This window comes from Streptomyces sp. TRM64462 (assembly GCF_013362995.1).
Taxonomy (GTDB): Bacteria; Actinomycetota; Actinomycetes; order Streptomycetales; family Streptomycetaceae; genus Streptomyces.
On sequence record NZ_JABWDV010000170.1, the window covers coordinates 1 to 15,842 of the forward strand.

Genomic DNA, 15,842 nt, shown 5'->3' on the forward strand with positions numbered 1-15,842 from the left:
GCGCGGGGGGCGCGAGCGGGGCGGCGCAGAAACCGCAGCGGTCACCGATCAGTTCGATCCCGCACCAGGCGCACGCCTCGCGCCGTACCGACGCGACGAGCTGGTGCAGCACCGCCAGGTCGGGCAGGAACGCGGCGAACTCGACCAGCTTGCCGGTGCCCCACCACGCGGACGACCCGGCGGGCAGCGCGGCCTCGTCCACGCCGACGACCCGCCACGCGGGGGCGAGGGTGCGGGTGATCCAGTCGGCGGCGGACTGGCCGCGCGCGACGACCATACGGGTGGCGAACCCGGGCCCCTCGAACGGCTCGGCGCCCGGAGCCCCGAGCCGGATCAGCCGGGGCTCCGGGTGCGCGAGGACGGCGAACTGGGAGCCGGGCACCCACGACTTGGCGTGCGCCTTGAGGCTCACGGGGACGCGGTCGAGGCGGGCTACCGAGTGCAGTACGGCGCCGGTGTGGACGTAGTGCGACAGCAGCCGGGCGGCCGACGCCAGCACGCCGGGCCCGAAGTCGCAGACGGACAACTGGCGGAGCTGGCGGGCGAGTACGGCGGTGCCGAGCGGCGGCAGGTCCAGCGGGAGCAGCGCGACGCGGTCGCTCTCCAGCAGGGCCCGGACCGTGTGCAGCCGCCGCACATGGGCGGGCGGGGTCGCGGCCGGGTAGAGGGCGACGACGTGGCCGTGCTGCTCGACGAGCGTGTGCAGGGCGACGAGCGCGGCGTCCAGGGGCTGGGCGTCGGGGTGTGCGAGGACGGCGGCGGGGGGCGTGTGGTGGTCGGTCGGCGGTAGCACCAGGTCGGCACTGGTGACGGCGATCGCAGTCGGCACGTGGTTCCCCGTTCGCTCCGGCCACCGGTGTTCCCCGGCGCATCGCAGTGGATTGCTGCGATGCCTGTTGCGCTGCTCCGTGCTCACTCCTGACCCGCACTTTATCGGCGGGGAAGGGGCTGGAGAACCGCTTTCGGACTCCTTGTGGTGGACCGTGTGCCGACGGTACGGGACTCAAATAGGGCGAACGGTACAGGAGTTGACTTCCGTCCCGGCTCCTGGCGCCTTCCGGGCCGCCCTCCCTTGACAAGAGGATTGGTCTGGACCAACTTGTTCGGGCACCAGCACCTCCTCCCCACTCCCCCACTCCCCCACTCCCCCACCGGAGGCAGCAAGTGCACCGCACCAGAACGCTCGCCGGGCCGCTGGCCCTGGCCGTGGGCGCCGGGCTCGTCCTCGCCGGCGGCACCGGCACCGGCACCGCGCAGGCCGCGGAGGACCGCAACGTCGCCAGGAACGCCGGCTTCGAGTCCGGCCTCACCGGCTGGACGTGCTCCGCGAACAGCGGCACCACCGTCACGTCCCCCGTCCACGGCGGAGCCGCCGCCCTGAAGGCCACACCCGCCGGGCTCGACCACGCCAAGTGCTCCCAGACCGTGGCCGTCCTGCCCGACTCGACGTACCAGCTGAGCGCCTGGGTCCAGGGCGGCTACGCCTACCTGGGCGCGAGCGGCACCGGCACCACCGACGTGTCCACCTGGACGCCCGGCTCGACCGGCTGGCAGCAGCTCAGCACGAGCTTCAGGACGGGCCCGTCCACCACGTCCGTCACCGTCTACACGCACGGCTGGTACGGGCAGGCCGCCTACCACGCCGACGACGTCTCGGTCTTCGGACCCGACGGCGGCGGCGACGGCGACCCCGACCCGGTCGTACCCGCGCCCCCGTCCGGTCTGGCCGCCGGGGCCGTCACCTCCTCGTCCGTGGCGCTGAGCTGGAGCCCGGTGAGCGGGGCCGCCGGCTACCACGTGTACCGGGACGGCACCCGCGTCCAGTCGGTGTCCGGCACGTCGGCCACCGTGACCGGACTCACCGCCGACACCTCGTACGGCTTCCAGGTCTCGGCCCACAACGCCGCGGGCGAGTCGGCCAGGTCCGCGGCCGTCACCGCCCGCACCGCCCCCGGCGGCACGGACCCGAACCCGAACGTGCCGAAGCACGCGGTGACCGGTTACTGGCAGAACTTCGACAACGGCGCCAGGGTGCAGAAGCTGCGGGACGTGCAGGCGCAGTACGACATCATCGCCGTCTCGTTCGCGGACTCGACGGCCACGCCGGGACAGATCGTCTTCAACCTCGACCCGGCCGTCGGCTACGCCTCGGTCGCGGACTTCAAGGCGGACATCGCCGCGAAGAAGGCCGCGGGCAAGTCCGTGATCATCTCGGTGGGCGGTGAAAAGGGCAACGTCACCATCAACAGCGACGCGTCGGCCACGGCCTTCGCGGACAGCGCGTACGCCCTGATGCGGGAGTACGGCTTCGACGGCGTCGACATCGACCTGGAGCACGGCATCAACTCCACCTACCTGACGAAGGCGCTGCGCCAGCTCTCGGCGAAGGCGGGCCCGGGCATGGTGCTGACGATGGCGCCGCAGACCATCGACATGCAGAACACCGGCACGGAGTACTTCAAGACCGCGCTCGCCGTGAAGGACATCCTCACGGTGGTCAACATGCAGTACTACAACAGCGGTTCGATGCTGGGGTGCGACGGCAAGGTCTACGCGCAGGGGTCCGTGGACTTCCTGACCGCGCTGGCCTGCATCCAGCTGCAGAACGGCCTCGACCCGTCGCAGGTCGGCCTGGGCGTCCCGGCGTCGCCGCGCGGCGCGGGCAGCGGCTACGTCGACCCGTCGGTCGTCAAGAACGCCCTGGACTGCCTGACCCGGGGCACCGGCTGCGGCTCCTTCAAGCCGTCGCGGACCTGGCCGTCACTGCGCGGCGCCATGACCTGGTCGACGAACTGGGACGCGACGGCCGGCAACGCCTGGTCCGACGCGGTCGGCCCGCACGTCCACAACCTGCCGTAGGGCCTGGGGCCGCGCTCCGCCCTCACCAGGGCAGTTCGCGGACCTGTTCGACGCACAGGACGAGGAACAGGACGCCCGCCGCGCCCAGCATCCCGTTGCTGAGCCACCCGTTGCGCCACTCGGCGGGCGTCCGGGACGAGTTGAGCAGCCACAGCAGGGTCAGCGCGAGGAACGGCATGAAGAACGCGCCGACCACGCCGTAGACGATGACCAGGCCGAACGGCTTGTCCAGGAACAGCAGGGCCATGGGCGGGAACGTCAGCCACAGCAGGTACGCGCGGAAGGGGAGGGACTTCTCGGCGGGAGCCCCCTCCCCTGACGCGCCGCCGCCCGCCTTGCGGAAGCGCGCCACGAAGTCCGCGAACATCAGGCTCACGCCATGCCACACCCCGAGCAGGGACGTGAAGGAGGCCGCGAAGAAGCCGATCAGGAACAGCTTGGCGGTGACCGCCCCGTACTGGTCCTCCAGGACCGCGCCGAGGTCGATCAGGCCCCTGTCGCCCTTGGCGAGCGCGATGCCGGAGGAGTGCAGCAGCTCGGCGCCGACGATCAGCATGGCGACCACGAAAATGCCGGTGGTGAGGTACGCGACCCGGTTGTCGAGGCGCATGACCTTCATCCAGCCGGCGTCCCGCCATCCCTTGGCGTTCACCCAGTAGCCGTACGCGGCGAGGGTGATCGTGCCGCCGACGCCGCCGATGAGCCCGAGCGTGTAGACGAGGGAGCCCTCCGGCAGGACCGGCACCAGGCCGGCGAACGCGTCCGGCAGGTTCGGGGTGACCCGTACGGCGAGGTACACGGTGACCAGGAACATGACCCCGACGAGGATCGTCATGGCCTTCTCCAGCACGGCGTACCGGTTGAACCAGACGAACGCCAGGCCCGCCAGGCCGCACAGGATCGCCCACCACTTCAGCCCCATGGCGTCCGGGAACAGCGCGGCCAGCGGCAGGGCGCTGGACGACATGGCGGCGGCGCCGTAGACGAAGCCCCAGACGACGACGTATCCGGCGAAGTAGACCGTCGTCCACGGGCCGAGGCCGCGCCAGCCGTCGAAGAGGGTGCGGCCGGTGGCGAGGTGCCAGCGGCCGGCCGCCTCCGCGAGGGAGATCTTGATGAGGCAGCCGATCACGGCGGCCCAGAGCAGCGTGTAGCCGAATCTGCCGCCCGCGACCAGCGTGGCCACGAGGTCGCCCGCGCCCACGCCGGTCGCCGCGACGACGATGCCGGGGCCGATGTACCGCCAGCTCGCCTTGCGGAGTGCGGGAGTTCCCTGCCCCGTGCCGGTGTCCGCGGTGTCTGCCATGAGCTGTCCGCCTTCTCATCGTCCACTCGTGCGCACGTCACGAAAGCGGGTGTGCGGTGATCGCGCAAGAGGTAGGGCTCAAGGCCGTGACCGAAGTGCATTCTTGACGGGGTCATGCCACCCCCGCATTCTGCCCACACGGGGGACACCCCCCTACCCCCACTCAGGAGACAGCATGCGCCCACGCTTTCCCGGCAGACGGTCCGTCACCCTCGCGGCCGTGCTCGCGCTGGCCGTCGTGACACCGCTCACCGCCGCGGCCACCGCCGCCCCCGCGCCCGCGCCCGGCCCCGCATCCGCCGCCGCCCGAGCCGCCGCCGGCGAGGAGGTCATCCGGCAGTACGAGATCCACGGCCCCTCCACACCCGCCGAGCGCGCCGCCATCGCCGCCACCGGCGTGTCCATCGACGAGGCCGACGACCACGCGGTCGTCGTCAGCGCCAACGCCGAACAGGCCAGGCGGCTGCGCGCCCTCGGCCACGCACTGGAGGCCCTGCCCGGGCCGCCGGACCGCTCGAACGGCAAGACGGCCCTCTCCCCGGCCGACTTCCCGCCGGCCGACTCCCGCTACCACACCTACGCGGAGATGACCGCGGAGATCGACCAGCGGCTCCGGCAGTACCCGGACATCATGAGCAAGCGCGTGATCGGCAAGTCCTACCAGGGCCGCGACATCGTCGCCATCAAGATCAGCGACAACGTGGCCACGGACGAGAACGAGCCCGAGGTGCTGTTCACGCACCACCAGCACGCCCGCGAGCACCTCACCGTCGAGATGGCCCTCTACCTGCTGCGCGAGTTCGGCGCCGGGTACGGCTCCGACTCCCGCATCACCGCCGCGGTCGACGGCCGGGAGATCTGGATCGTGCCCGACCTCAACCCGGACGGCGGCGAGTACGACATCGCGTCCGGCAGCTACCGCAGCTGGCGCAAGAACCGGCAGCCCAACCCCGGCTCGTCGTACGTCGGCACCGACATGAACCGCAACTGGGACTACAAGTGGGGCTGCTGCGGCGGCTCCTCCGGCTCCTACGGCTCCGCCACCTACCGCGGCTCCGCACCCGAGTCGGCGCCCGAGGTGAAGCTTGTCGCGGACTTCGTGCGCTCGCGCGTCGTCGGCGGAGAGCAGCAGATCAAGGCGGCCATCGACTTCCACACGTACAGCGAGCTGATCCTCTGGCCGTTCGGCTACACCTACGCCGACACGGCGCCCGGCATGACCCGGGACGACCGGGACGCGTTCGCCGCCGTCGGCCGCAAGATGGCCGCGAGCAACGGCTACACACCGGAGCAGTCCAGCGACCTGTACATCACGGACGGGTCGATCGACGACTGGCTGTGGGGCGACCAGAAGATCTTCGGCTACACGTTCGAGATGTATCCGAGCAGCTCGTGGGGCGGCGGCTTCTACCCGCCCGACGAGGTGATCGAGCGCGAGACCGCCCGCAACCGGGACGCGGTGCTCCAGCTCGTGGAGAACGCGGACTGCATGTACCGCTCGATCGGCAAGGAGCAGCAGTACTGCTCATCCGGCTCCTGACGCCCTGCCCGGTCCGTTCACGGGCCCTTCCCGCGGTGGCACGGGTGCCCGTGTCACCGCGGTGACGTAAGAGCGGCTGTATACACGAGAGTTGGCCGCTACCCTGCTGGCGGGGCACCGCGTGAGGGGGTCGGCGGCATGTCGGGGGCAGGCTCAGGAGCAGGAGCAGGGGCAGGGGCAGGGACAGGGGCACGGCTTTTACCGCTGAGCGGCGACGACCCGGCGCGGCTCGGACCGTACGAACTGCTCGGGCGGCTCGGCTCGGGCGGCATGGGACGCATCTACCTGGGCCGGGTCCGGCTCGGTGAGCCGCTGGTGGCGGTCAAGACGCTGCTGGCCGAGGGCGAGGTGAGCGCGCCCGACCGGCGCAGGTTCGCCCGCGAGGTGACGCTCGCGCAGCGCGTCGACAACGCGTACACGGCGAAGGTGGTGGCCGCGGACGCGCAGGCGCCGTCGCCGTGGATGGCCATCCAGTACATCGCGGCCCCGTCGCTGGCCCAGCTCGTCGGCACCGCCGGGCGGCTGCCGGCGTCGGCGATCCGCTGGATCGCGGCGGGCACGGCGCAGGCCCTGGACGCCCTGCACGGGCAGGACATCGTGCACCGGGACGTGAAGCCGCAGAACATCCTGCTGCCGCTGGACGGGCCCCGGCTCATCGACTTCGGCATCTCGCACGCGTCGGACATCACGCGGACCACGATCACGCTCGGCACGATCGCGTTCACGTCGCCCGAGCAGGCGCGCGGCGAGACGTCGACGGCGGCGTCCGACATGTACTCGCTGGGCGCCACGCTGTTCCACCTGGCGGTGGGGCGGCCGCCCTACCCGGAGGGCGAGGACACGCTGCGGCTGCTGGTCCGGGTGTCGCGCGGCGACCTCGACCTCACGGGGCTGCCGAAGGAACTGGTGCCCCTGATCCGCCCGTGCCTGGCCGTCGAGCCGGACGCCAGGCCGGCGCCGGCCGAGGTCCTGGAACGGTTCCTCGCCGGGCTGGCCGGGCTGCCGGCGTCGCGCAGCGGTACGCGGTGGCTGCCGCCGCGCTGGACGGAGCAGATCGAGGGGTACGCGAGCCAGGGCCGCGCCTGGGCGCAGCAGGCCGCGCCCGCGGACCCCGAGGCGCCGACGGTGGCGCACCGGGCGGGGGCCGGGCCGGGCGCGGGAGGCGGTGCCGGTGCCGGTGCCGTTCCGCCGCCGGACCCGACGCGCGTGTACACGCAGGAACGGGAACGGGCCGAGCGCGAGCGGGCCGAGCGCCAGCGGGCCCAGCAGCTCAAGGAGGTCCAGGAGAAGCTGGCCCAGGAGCGCGCCAAGCGGGAGCAGAAGGCCCGGGAGCAGGCCGAGCGCGAACGGAAGGCGCGGGAGCGGCGCGCGCGTGCGGAACGGGAACGCGCCGCGAAGGCGGCGGCCCGGGCGCAGGCCCAGGCGGCTTCACGGGCCGCGTCCCGCCCGACGGCCACGCCCGCCACCGGGAGCGGCGGCGGCGCCAAGAAGGGCGGCGGGCTGAGCGGATGGTTCGTGGCGCTCGCCGTGATCCTGGGCCTGGTCCTCATCGCCCAGTGCGAGGAGAAGAAGAACAAGGGCTCGTCCACGGTCCGGGGCACCGGAACGGGCAGCAGCAGCGGCCTCACCAGCGGCGGCCTCACCAGCAGTGGCGGCAGCAGCACCAGCGGGTCGAGCGGCGGCAGCGGGGGTTCCGGCGGTTCGAGCAGCACGGGCGGTTCGAGCAGCTCCAGCTCCAGCAGCTCCAGCAGTTCGAGCAGTTCGAGTAGCAGCAGCGGCGGCACGCACACCGACCGCAAGCCCCGTACCCCCAGGCTCACCACCGCCGACCGGGCGTTCCGCGCCGTACGGGCCGGTCACTGCCTGGACGTGTACGACAACGGGTGGGGCCGCTGGAGCAAGACCTACCCCACCCGTGTCGACTGCACATCGGCGAGCGCGTACCTCCTGGTGACCCGTACGGCGTCCACGTCGTCGAGGTGCTCCACCGGGGCGGGCCGCAGCCGCTGGTCGCACTCCTCGGCCGACGGGGTGCGGACGGTGCTGTGCGTGTCCCGCAAGTTCCGCGCGGGGCAGTGCTTCCCGGCCACCGTCGAGGACGGCTACCGGCGGGCCAACGCCAATCTGATGGTGCTGTGGGACTGCTCCGCCACGAAGGTGCCGAAGGGCCGCACCCACATCCTCCAGATCACCGGCTACTACCGGAAGCCGTCCGGCCGTGTGAACTGCACCAACGACAACAGCCGCTTCTTCTACTGGACGGTGAACGGCGGCAAGAGCGTGGTCTGCGCCAAGTTCGCCTGACGCGGCGCGGGGTCGCTGGTGTGCCCGTCGCTCGGACGTTGACCGGATATCGGACAGGTGTTAGACATCACCGAGCGACCTTCGCAACGCAACAGGAGTGGAGCAGGCCCATGGCCGCCGACCAGCAGGAACCCACCGGCGGGGCCATCGGCCGAGCGGCCGCCCTCGCCGCCCGCCTCGCGGAGGAGCGCGTCGACCACCGCTTCAAGGGCCTGCCGCCGGACGCGGAGGGACTGACGATCGGTGAGCTGGCCGCGCAGCGGCGCGACCTCTTCACGGGCGGCTTCACGACCCCGGTCCTGACCCTCTCCGCCGAGGCCCTGGAGCACAACCTGGCCCAGCTGGAGGCGTACGCGGAGCGCCACGGCCTGGCGTTCGCGCCGCACGGCAAGACGACGATGGCGCCGCAGCTCTTCGCCCGTCAGCTCGCGTACGGGGCCTGGGGCATCACGGTCGCCGTCCCGCACCAGGTGCGGGTGTGCAGGGCGTTCGGCGTGCGGCGGGTGTTTCTGGCGAACGAGCTGGTGGACGCCACAGCCCTGCGCTGGGTCGCGGCGGAGCTGGCGGCCGACCCGGAGTTCCGGTTCGTCTGCTACGTCGACTCGGTGCGCGGCGTCGAGCTGATGGACCGGGCGCTGACCGGCGCGGCCGCGCCGTCCCGCCCCGTGGACGTGGTCGTGGAGCTGGGCGCGGGCGACAGCGCGCGGACGGGCGTGCGGACGGACGCGGAGGCCGTGGAGGTCGCCGAGGCGGTGACCCGCACGGCGACGCTGCGGCTCGTCGGGGTCGCCGGCTACGAGGCGCAGGTCCCGGGCGCGAGCCCCGGCACCGTACGGGCGTGGCTGCGGCGGCTGACCGGCCTGGCGGTGGAGCTGGACAAGGCGGGGCGGTTCGGGGACGCGGACGAGATCGTGGTGAGCGCGGGCGGCAGCGAGTGGTTCGACTCGGTCGCGGAGGTCTTCGCGGAGCTGCCGCCGCTCTCCGCGCCCGCGCTGAAGCTGCTCCGCTCGGGCGCGTACGTCTCGCACGACCACGGCCACTACGAGCGGCTGACGCCGTTCAACCGCGTCCCGGAGGAGGGCGGCCTGGAGCCGGCGTTCCGGCTGTGGGCGCAGGTGGTGTCGAAGCCGACGCCCGGCGAGGCGTTCCTCAACGCGGGCAAGCGGGACGTGTCGTACGACCTGAAGCTCCCGGAGCCGCAGCTCGTGCGCGCGTACGAGGGCGGTACGACGCGCCCGGCGACGGGCCTGACGGTGACCGCGCTGTCGGACCAGCACGCGTGGCTGCGGATCGAGCCGGGCGGCGCGGACGTGGAGGTCGGCGACTGGGTGGCGCTGGGTCTCGCGCACCCGTGCACGGTGTTCGAGAAGTGGCCGCTGATCCCGGTGGTGGACGCGGACGGCACGGCGGGCGACTACATCCGGACGTTCTTCTGAGGCGGCCCCACCGACGTCGGCGGCACGGGGTCGGGGGGCGTCAGGTGACGGCGGTGACGCGTTCGTCCGCGCGGCGCGGTCCTGGGACGCGGGCGGTGGCCGGGGCGCTGTCGCCGCGCCACATGAGGTAGGCGGCGGTCGCTCCGGCGACGGCGGCCAGGGCGAAGGCGTAGGCGGGGGTGCGGCCGTCGGGCGCCGTGACGAAGACGAACGCGGCCGACAGGACGGCGACCCCGCGGGCGGTGCGGCCGGTCCAGGTGGTGGCGGCGAGGAGCGGGGCGCCCCACAGGAGGTACCAGGGCTGCACGACCGGGGACAGCGCGACCAGGACCAGCAGGGACACGCCGAGCGCCTTGACCGGGTCGAGGAGGCCGCGGGCCACGTGGGCGGCGAGGTACGCGATGAGGACGAGGGCCAGGGTGAGGCCCATGGCCTGGATGGCGCGTTTGACGGGGTCCGGGTGGGTGCCCGAGAAGTACTGCATCCAGCGGCCGAGTGCCAGGCCGAGGTCGCTGGTGAAGGACAGCGCGGTGTGGATGCTGCCGGCGACGCTCTGGGTGCGCAGCCAGCCGAAGCCGGTGCCGCTGACGAGGGTCGCGGCGACCGCGACCGCCGCGGCGACGGCGCCGGGCCCGAGGAGGGCCTTGGCGACGCGCCGTATCGGCGGTCCCGCGGTCTCGCGGCCGACGACCACGCCGATGAAGAGGAGGCCGAGCGCGGCCGGTGACTTCACCATCATGGCGAGGCCGACGAGCGCGCTGCCCGCGATCCAGCGGCGGCCGCGCAGCGCGAGCGCGGCGCCCGCGAGGAGCAGGGCGACCATGAGGCCGTCGTTGTGTACGCCGCCGACGACGTGGACCAGCATGAGCGGGTTGAGGGCGCCGAGCCAGAGCGCGCCGGTCCGCGCCCCGCGCGGGGCGAGCCGCAGCAGCGCCCACACGGCGAGCCCGAGCGCGGCGACGGCGATGAGCCGCATCCCGAGGACGGCGGGCACGATCTGCCCGCCGGTCGCCCGGGTGACGCCTTCGGCGACGAGGAGGAAGAACGGCCCGTACGGGGCGGGCGTGTCGGTCCAGTGCCCGCCGACGCTCGCGGCGGCGTCCCCGCCGATCCCGCCGGGGTGCAGCACGGAAGGCCCGGCGCCGTACACATCGTGCCCCTCCAGGACCATGGCGCCCTGGGCGATGTAGCTGTACACGTCGGCGCTGTAGAGCGGCGGGGCGAGGAGGAGGGGCGCCGCCCACCAGCCGAGGGTGGTGAGCGTGTCGCGGACGCGGACGGCCGCGGGACGCTCGGTGATCAGCCTGCCGTACCGCCACCAGGCGATGACCAGGAGCGTCAGACCGGCGTAGGCGAGCAGGACGCCCGCTTCGAACGCGCGTGGCCCGCGGGGCAGCCAGAGGCCCCATGGGTCACGGTCCGGCAGCGTTCCCGCGGCCCAGCCGCCGAGTGCCACGGCGAGCGAACCGACCACCCCGAGCCGACGACAGCCGGCGACGCTCAACGACCACATGACCAGCCAACCTACCCGGGCGCCGGCGCCCACCGGCCCCGGGTCACAGACTCACCCCATCACCTGCACGGCCACCCCGTTCGGCGGAGCCGCCCGCAGCCGGCGGGGCCCTGTTCAGCGGGCCATCGGAGGGCCTCCCGTGCGGGGTCGGTCGCGCGGGACGTGGTGCAAAACACGAGGCGGGGTGTCCGCCGCCCCCGTAAGCTCGCGGACATGCAGGTCATCCAGTCCACGAAGCTCGCCAACGTCTGCTACGAAATCCGTGGCCCGGTGCTCGACGAGGCGATGCGGCTGGAGGCGGCGGGCCACCGTATCCTCAAGCTCAACACCGGCAACCCGGCCGCGTTCGGGTTCGAGTGCCCGCCCGCCATCCTCGAGGACATGCTCCGCAACCTCGGCGACGCGCACGGATACGGCGACGCGAAGGGCCTGCTGTCGGCGCGCCGCGCCGTGATGAGCCACTACGAGACGAAGGGCATCCCGCTCTCCGTCGAGGACATCTACATCGGCAACGGTGTCTCCGAGCTGATCCAGATGGCCATGCAGGCCCTCCTCGACGACGGCGACGAGGTCCTGGTGCCGGCCCCGGACTATCCGCTGTGGACGGCGTCGGTGGCGCTCGCGGGCGGCACGGCCGTCCACTACCGCTGCGACGAGCAGTCCGACTGGATGCCCGACCTGGCCGACATCGAGCGCAAGGTCACCGACCGCACCAAGGCGCTCGTCATCATCAACCCGAACAACCCGACGGGTGCCGTCTACGACGACGAGATGCTGCGCGGTCTCACCGAGATCGCCCGCCGCCACAACCTCGTCGTCTGCTCCGACGAGATCTACGACAAGATCCTCTACGACGGCGCCACGCACACGCCCACCAGCGCCGTCGCCCCGGACCTGCTGTGCCTCACCTTCAACGGCATGTCCAAGAACTACCGGGTCGCCGGCTACCGCAGCGGCTGGCTCGCGGTCTGCGGTCCGAAGGCGCACGCCTCGTCGTACATCGAGGGCCTGACGATCCTCGCCAACATGCGGCTGTGCGCCAACATGCCGGCGCAGCACGCCATCGCGGCCGCCCTCCAGGGCCGCCAGTCCATCGAGGCGCTCGTCGCCCCGGGCGGCAGGCTCCTGGAGCAGCGGGACGCGGCGTACGAGAAGCTCGTCGAGATCCCGGGCGTGAGCTGTGTGAAGCCGAAGGGCGCGCTGTACCTCTTCCCGCGCCTCGACCCGGCCGTCTACAAGATCAAGGACGACCGGCAGATGGTCCTCGACCTGCTGCGGGCCGAGAAGATCATGGTCGTGCACGGCACGGGGTTCAACTGGCACGAGCCGGACCACTTCCGCATCGTGACGCTCCCCAACGCCAAGGACCTGGCGGACGCGGTGACCCGGATCGGCGCCTTCCTGGACGGTTACAGCCAGCACTGAGCCGGTCACCTGGGACGGACTCAACTTTAGACTGAATCCAAGGTAGGATGGTCTCCTGTCAGTGAGCAGGAGGCCGTCCTCATGTACGAACCGATCCGCACCAAGTCGGTCCACCGGATGGCCGACGACGACCGGGAACCGTTCCCGCACCGCTCCCGCGAGGAGGAGCTGGACATCCAGCTCGCCGGGCACCTCGCCGCGCTGCTCGCCGTCACGGACGAACTCGGTGACGACGCGGCCGCCGAGCGCATCGCCCGGCAGGTGGCACGGCTGCGCGGCGCCCCGCCCGCGCGGCACGCCGGACTGACCGGCGCCGGCACCGCCGCGCTGCACCAGCGCGCCCACGCCCTCGCGGGGCGCGCTCTCGTCGTCGCGGCCTCCCGCGCCGACACCGCCGTCGCGATCCTCGCCGCCGAGCGGATGGACGCGCACGCCGCCGCTCTGGGCGAGGACCACCTGGTCGGCGCCCCCTGAGCCCGTTCGGCGACAGGGCCCCTACGGCAAAGACCCCCGGAGCGACGCCGATGTCGCTCCGGGGGCCGTTCGTCCGCGGCCGGCCGGGATGACTCCACAGGTCAGGGCAGGGTCGGTACGGACCGGCCGCGGGTCCCGGTGAGGCGTACGCCTCGGAGACTCAGCCCAGGCGCTCGACCAGCGCCCGGTACTCGTCCCACAGCTCCTTCGGCGTGTGGTCGCCGAAGGTGTTCAGGTGGTCGGGGATCAGGGCGGCCTCCTCGCGCCACACCTCGGTGTCGACCTTCAGCAGGAAGTCCAGGTCGTCGGCGGCCAGTTCGAGGCCGTCGGTGTCCAGGGCGTCCCGGGTCGGCAGGATGCCGATCGGCGTCTCCACGCCCTCGGCCTTGCCCTCCAGGCGCTCCACGATCCACTTCAGGACACGGCTGTTCTCACCGAAGCCGGGCCAGACGAACTTGCCCGCGTCGTTCTTGCGGAACCAGTTCACGTAGTAGATCTTCGGCAGCTTCGACTGATCAGCGTTCTTGCCGACCTTGACCCAGTGGGCCATGTAGTCGCCCATGTTGTAGCCGCAGAACGGCAGCATCGCGAACGGGTCGCGGCGCAGCTCTCCGACCTTGCCCTCGGCGGCCGCGGTCTTCTCGGACGCGACGTTCGCGCCGAGGAACACACCGTGCTGCCAGTCGAACGACTCCGTGACCAGCGGCACCGCGGAGGCGCGGCGGCCGCCGAAGAGGATCGCGGAGATCGGCACGCCCTTCGGGTCCTCCCACTCGGGGGCGATGATCGGGCACTGCGAGGCGGGCACGGTGAAACGGGCGTTGGGGTGGGCGGCGGGCGTCCCGGACTCGGGCGTCCAGTCGTTGCCCTTCCAGTCCGTGAGGTGGTCCGGCGCCTTCTCGGTCATGCCCTCCCACCACACGTCACCGTCGTCGGTCAGCGCGACGTTGGTGAAGACGGCGTTGCCCCACAGGGTCTTCATGGCGTTGGCGTTGGTGTGCTCGCCGGTGCCGGGCGCGACGCCGAAGAACCCGGCCTCCGGGTTGATCGCGTAGAGGCGGCCGTCCTCGCCGAACCGCATCCAGGCGATGTCGTCGCCGATGGTCTCGACGGTCCAGCCGGAGATGGTCGGCTCCAGCATCGCGAGGTTCGTCTTGCCGCACGCGGACGGGAAGGCGGCGGCGACGTACTTGGCCTCACCGGACGGCGGGGTCAGTTTCAGGATGAGCATGTGCTCCGCGAGCCAGCCCTCGTCGCGCGCCATGACGGACGCGATGCGCAGCGCGTAGCACTTCTTGCCGAGCAGCGCGTTGCCGCCGTAGCCGGAGCCGTACGACCAGATCTCGCGCGACTCGGGGAAGTGCGAGATGTACTTGGTGGAGTTGCACGGCCACGGCACGTCGGCCTGGCCCGGCTCCAGCGGTGCACCGAGGGTGTGGACGGCGCGGACGAAGAATCCGTCGTCGCCGAGCTCGTCGAGGACGGCCTGACCCATACGCGTCATGGTGCGCATGGAGACCGCGACATAGGCGGAGTCGGTGATCTCGACGCCGATCGCGGAGAGGTCCGAGCCCAGCGGGCCCATGCAGAAGGGGACGACGTACATCGTCCGGCCGCGCATCGAGCCGCGGAAGACACCCTGCTCGCCCGTGAAGATCTCCCGCATCTCGGCGGGCGCCTTCCAGTGGTTGGTCGGGCCGGCGTCCTCCTCCTTCTCGGAGCAGATGAAGGTGCGGTCCTCGACGCGCGCCACGTCGGTCGGGTCCGACGCGGCGTAGTAGGAGTTCGGGCGCTTGACCGGGTCCAGCTTCCTGAACGTGCCCTTGGCCACGAGCTCCTCGCACAGGCGCTCGTACTCGGCCTCGGAGCCGTCGCACCAGACGACTCTGTCGGGCTGCGTGATCGCTGCGATCTCGTCGACCCAGGCGACCAGCGCCTGGTGATTCGTCGGGGCCTGGGTGCTGGGAGCCGCATTGCGCGCCACGGTTGCTCCTTGTTGAGGGGTTTGTGGTTGTTGCCCCGTGGGGGCCGCGACCCGGATGCTTGCGGGGTGTGCTCATCCGGTGTCGACCGCACTCATTTGATCATCCGACGCGAATGCGCATATGTCCAGAGGGCCTCTCACGTGAGCATCACCACTCGCGTCCCGGTGCTACGGGGGCGTAGGTAGCATTCCGTCATGACTGCCGCCGCCGCGCCCGAAGAGACCGACGACGCGACCGACGCGACCGACACGACGACGTCGCACCTCCCCTTCAAGCCGCGGCTGCGCGGCTGGCTGCACGCGGGCATGTTCCCCGCGGTGCTCATAGCCGGCATCGTCCTCACGGCACTCGCCGACTCGACGCGCGGCCGGATCGCCTGCGGGATCTACGTGATCACGGCGTGCCTGCTCTTCGGCGTGAGCGCCCTCTACCACCGGGGGAACTGGGGGCCGCGCGCCACCGCTCTGCTGCGCCGGCTCGACCACGCGAATATCTTCCTCATCATCGCGGGCACCTATACCCCGCTGACGCTGCTCCTGCTCCCCGACTCCACCGGGCGAGTGCTCCTGTGGGCCGTCTGGGCCGCAGCGGCGGCGGGGATCGCGTTCCGGGTGTTCTGGGTCGGTGCGCCGAGGTGGCTGTACACGCCGTGCTACATCGCGATGGGCTGGGCGGCGGTGTTCTTCCTGCCGGACTTCCTGCGGACCGGCGGGATCGCCGTGCTGGTCCTGGTGATCGTGGGCGGGCTGCTGTACAGCGCGGGCGGCGTCGTGTACGGCTTCAAACGCCCGAACCCGTCACCGCGGTGGTTCGGCTTCCACGAGGTCTTCCACTCGTTCACGCTGGCGGCGTTCGTCGTCCACTACGTGGGCATCTCACTGGTGGCGTACCAGCACTCGTGATCGGGGGCTCTGCCCCCGAACCCCCGCTCCTCAAACGCCGGAGGGGCTGATTTTCAGCCCGTCCGGCGTTTGAGGACGAGCTCCCCCAAGCTCTTCGA

General features: G+C 72.0%; 11 protein-coding genes. 7 read left to right on the top strand and 4 right to left on the bottom strand.

From position 1 onward, the window contains the following. Positions 1-829, bottom strand: an 829-nt coding sequence (locus HTZ82_RS07505) for a hypothetical protein (RefSeq protein ID WP_175408508.1), incomplete at its 3' end; no start/stop codon positions are given. Between the two features lie 335 nt (positions 830-1,164). Here HTZ82_RS07505 and HTZ82_RS07510 point away from each other — a divergent pair. Next, on the top strand, positions 1,165-2,859 hold the full coding sequence (locus HTZ82_RS07510; RefSeq protein ID WP_175408509.1) for a glycoside hydrolase family 18 protein: 1,695 nt from the start codon (positions 1,165-1,167) through the stop codon (positions 2,857-2,859). A gap of 22 nt (positions 2,860-2,881) precedes the next feature. Here the strand turns inward: HTZ82_RS07510 and HTZ82_RS07515 are convergent, their stop codons facing one another. Further along, positions 2,882-4,165 carry an Nramp family divalent metal transporter gene (locus tag HTZ82_RS07515; protein WP_175408510.1) on the bottom strand — a complete coding sequence of 428 codons (1,284 nt, stop codon included), beginning with the start codon at positions 4,163-4,165 and terminating at the stop codon, positions 2,882-2,884. A gap of 175 nt (positions 4,166-4,340) precedes the next feature. Here HTZ82_RS07515 and HTZ82_RS07520 point away from each other — a divergent pair, with 175 nt between their 5' ends. The 3 genes from HTZ82_RS07520 (at position 4,341) to HTZ82_RS07530 (ending at position 9,445) form a co-directional block, all read left to right on the top strand. Next, on the top strand, positions 4,341-5,705 hold the full coding sequence (locus HTZ82_RS07520; RefSeq protein ID WP_175408511.1) for a M14 family metallopeptidase: 1,365 nt from the start codon (positions 4,341-4,343) through the stop codon (positions 5,703-5,705). A 138-nt stretch (positions 5,706-5,843) separates the two neighbouring features. Next, complete coding sequence (locus HTZ82_RS31745; protein ID WP_217623778.1) at positions 5,844-8,009, top strand: serine/threonine-protein kinase; 2,166 nt, start codon at positions 5,844-5,846, stop codon at positions 8,007-8,009. Between the two features lie 110 nt (positions 8,010-8,119). Beyond that, on the top strand, positions 8,120-9,445 hold the full coding sequence (locus HTZ82_RS07530) for an alanine racemase (RefSeq protein WP_175408512.1): 1,326 nt from the start codon (positions 8,120-8,122) through the stop codon (positions 9,443-9,445). 40 nt (positions 9,446-9,485) lie between these two features. Here the strand turns inward: HTZ82_RS07530 and mptB are convergent, their stop codons facing one another. Then, positions 9,486-10,958 carry a polyprenol phosphomannose-dependent alpha 1,6 mannosyltransferase MptB gene (gene mptB, locus HTZ82_RS07535; protein WP_175408513.1) on the bottom strand — a complete coding sequence of 491 codons (1,473 nt, stop codon included), beginning with the start codon at positions 10,956-10,958 and terminating at the stop codon, positions 9,486-9,488. A 213-nt stretch (positions 10,959-11,171) separates the two neighbouring features. Here mptB and HTZ82_RS07540 point away from each other — a divergent pair, with 213 nt between their 5' ends. Beyond that, positions 11,172-12,383, top strand: coding sequence for a pyridoxal phosphate-dependent aminotransferase (locus HTZ82_RS07540; RefSeq protein ID WP_175408514.1), 1,212 nt, complete (start codon positions 11,172-11,174; stop codon positions 12,381-12,383). 81 nt (positions 12,384-12,464) lie between these two features. Continuing rightward, the gene (locus HTZ82_RS07545; protein ID WP_175408515.1) at positions 12,465-12,857 is read left to right on the top strand and encodes a hypothetical protein; all 393 of its coding nucleotides are present in this window, start codon (positions 12,465-12,467) and stop codon (positions 12,855-12,857) included. 160 nt (positions 12,858-13,017) lie between these two features. Here the strand turns inward: HTZ82_RS07545 and HTZ82_RS07550 are convergent, their stop codons facing one another. After that, complete coding sequence (locus HTZ82_RS07550; protein ID WP_175408516.1) at positions 13,018-14,841, bottom strand: phosphoenolpyruvate carboxykinase (GTP); 1,824 nt, start codon at positions 14,839-14,841, stop codon at positions 13,018-13,020. A 195-nt stretch (positions 14,842-15,036) separates the two neighbouring features. On the opposite strand from HTZ82_RS07550, the gene HTZ82_RS07555 reads away from it, so the two are divergent. Next, on the top strand, positions 15,037-15,744 hold the full coding sequence (locus HTZ82_RS07555; protein ID WP_175408517.1) for a hemolysin III family protein: 708 nt from the start codon (positions 15,037-15,039) through the stop codon (positions 15,742-15,744). The last annotated feature ends 98 nt before the right edge of the window (positions 15,745-15,842 follow it).

Coding starts and splice junctions, on each gene's coding strand:
- mptB (WP_175408513.1), bottom strand. CDS start 10,958: ATGTGGTCGTTGAGCGTCGCCGGCTGTCGTCGGCTCGGGGTGGTCGGT.
- HTZ82_RS07545 (WP_175408515.1), top strand. CDS start 12,465: ATGTACGAACCGATCCGCACCAAGTCGGTCCACCGGATGGCCGACGAC.
- HTZ82_RS07540 (WP_175408514.1), top strand. CDS start 11,172: ATGCAGGTCATCCAGTCCACGAAGCTCGCCAACGTCTGCTACGAAATC.
- HTZ82_RS07555 (WP_175408517.1), top strand. CDS start 15,037: ATGACTGCCGCCGCCGCGCCCGAAGAGACCGACGACGCGACCGACGCG.
- HTZ82_RS07515 (WP_175408510.1), bottom strand. CDS start 4,165: ATGGCAGACACCGCGGACACCGGCACGGGGCAGGGAACTCCCGCACTC.
- HTZ82_RS31745 (WP_217623778.1), top strand. CDS start 5,844: ATGTCGGGGGCAGGCTCAGGAGCAGGAGCAGGGGCAGGGGCAGGGACA.
- HTZ82_RS07530 (WP_175408512.1), top strand. CDS start 8,120: ATGGCCGCCGACCAGCAGGAACCCACCGGCGGGGCCATCGGCCGAGCG.
- HTZ82_RS07520 (WP_175408511.1), top strand. CDS start 4,341: ATGCGCCCACGCTTTCCCGGCAGACGGTCCGTCACCCTCGCGGCCGTG.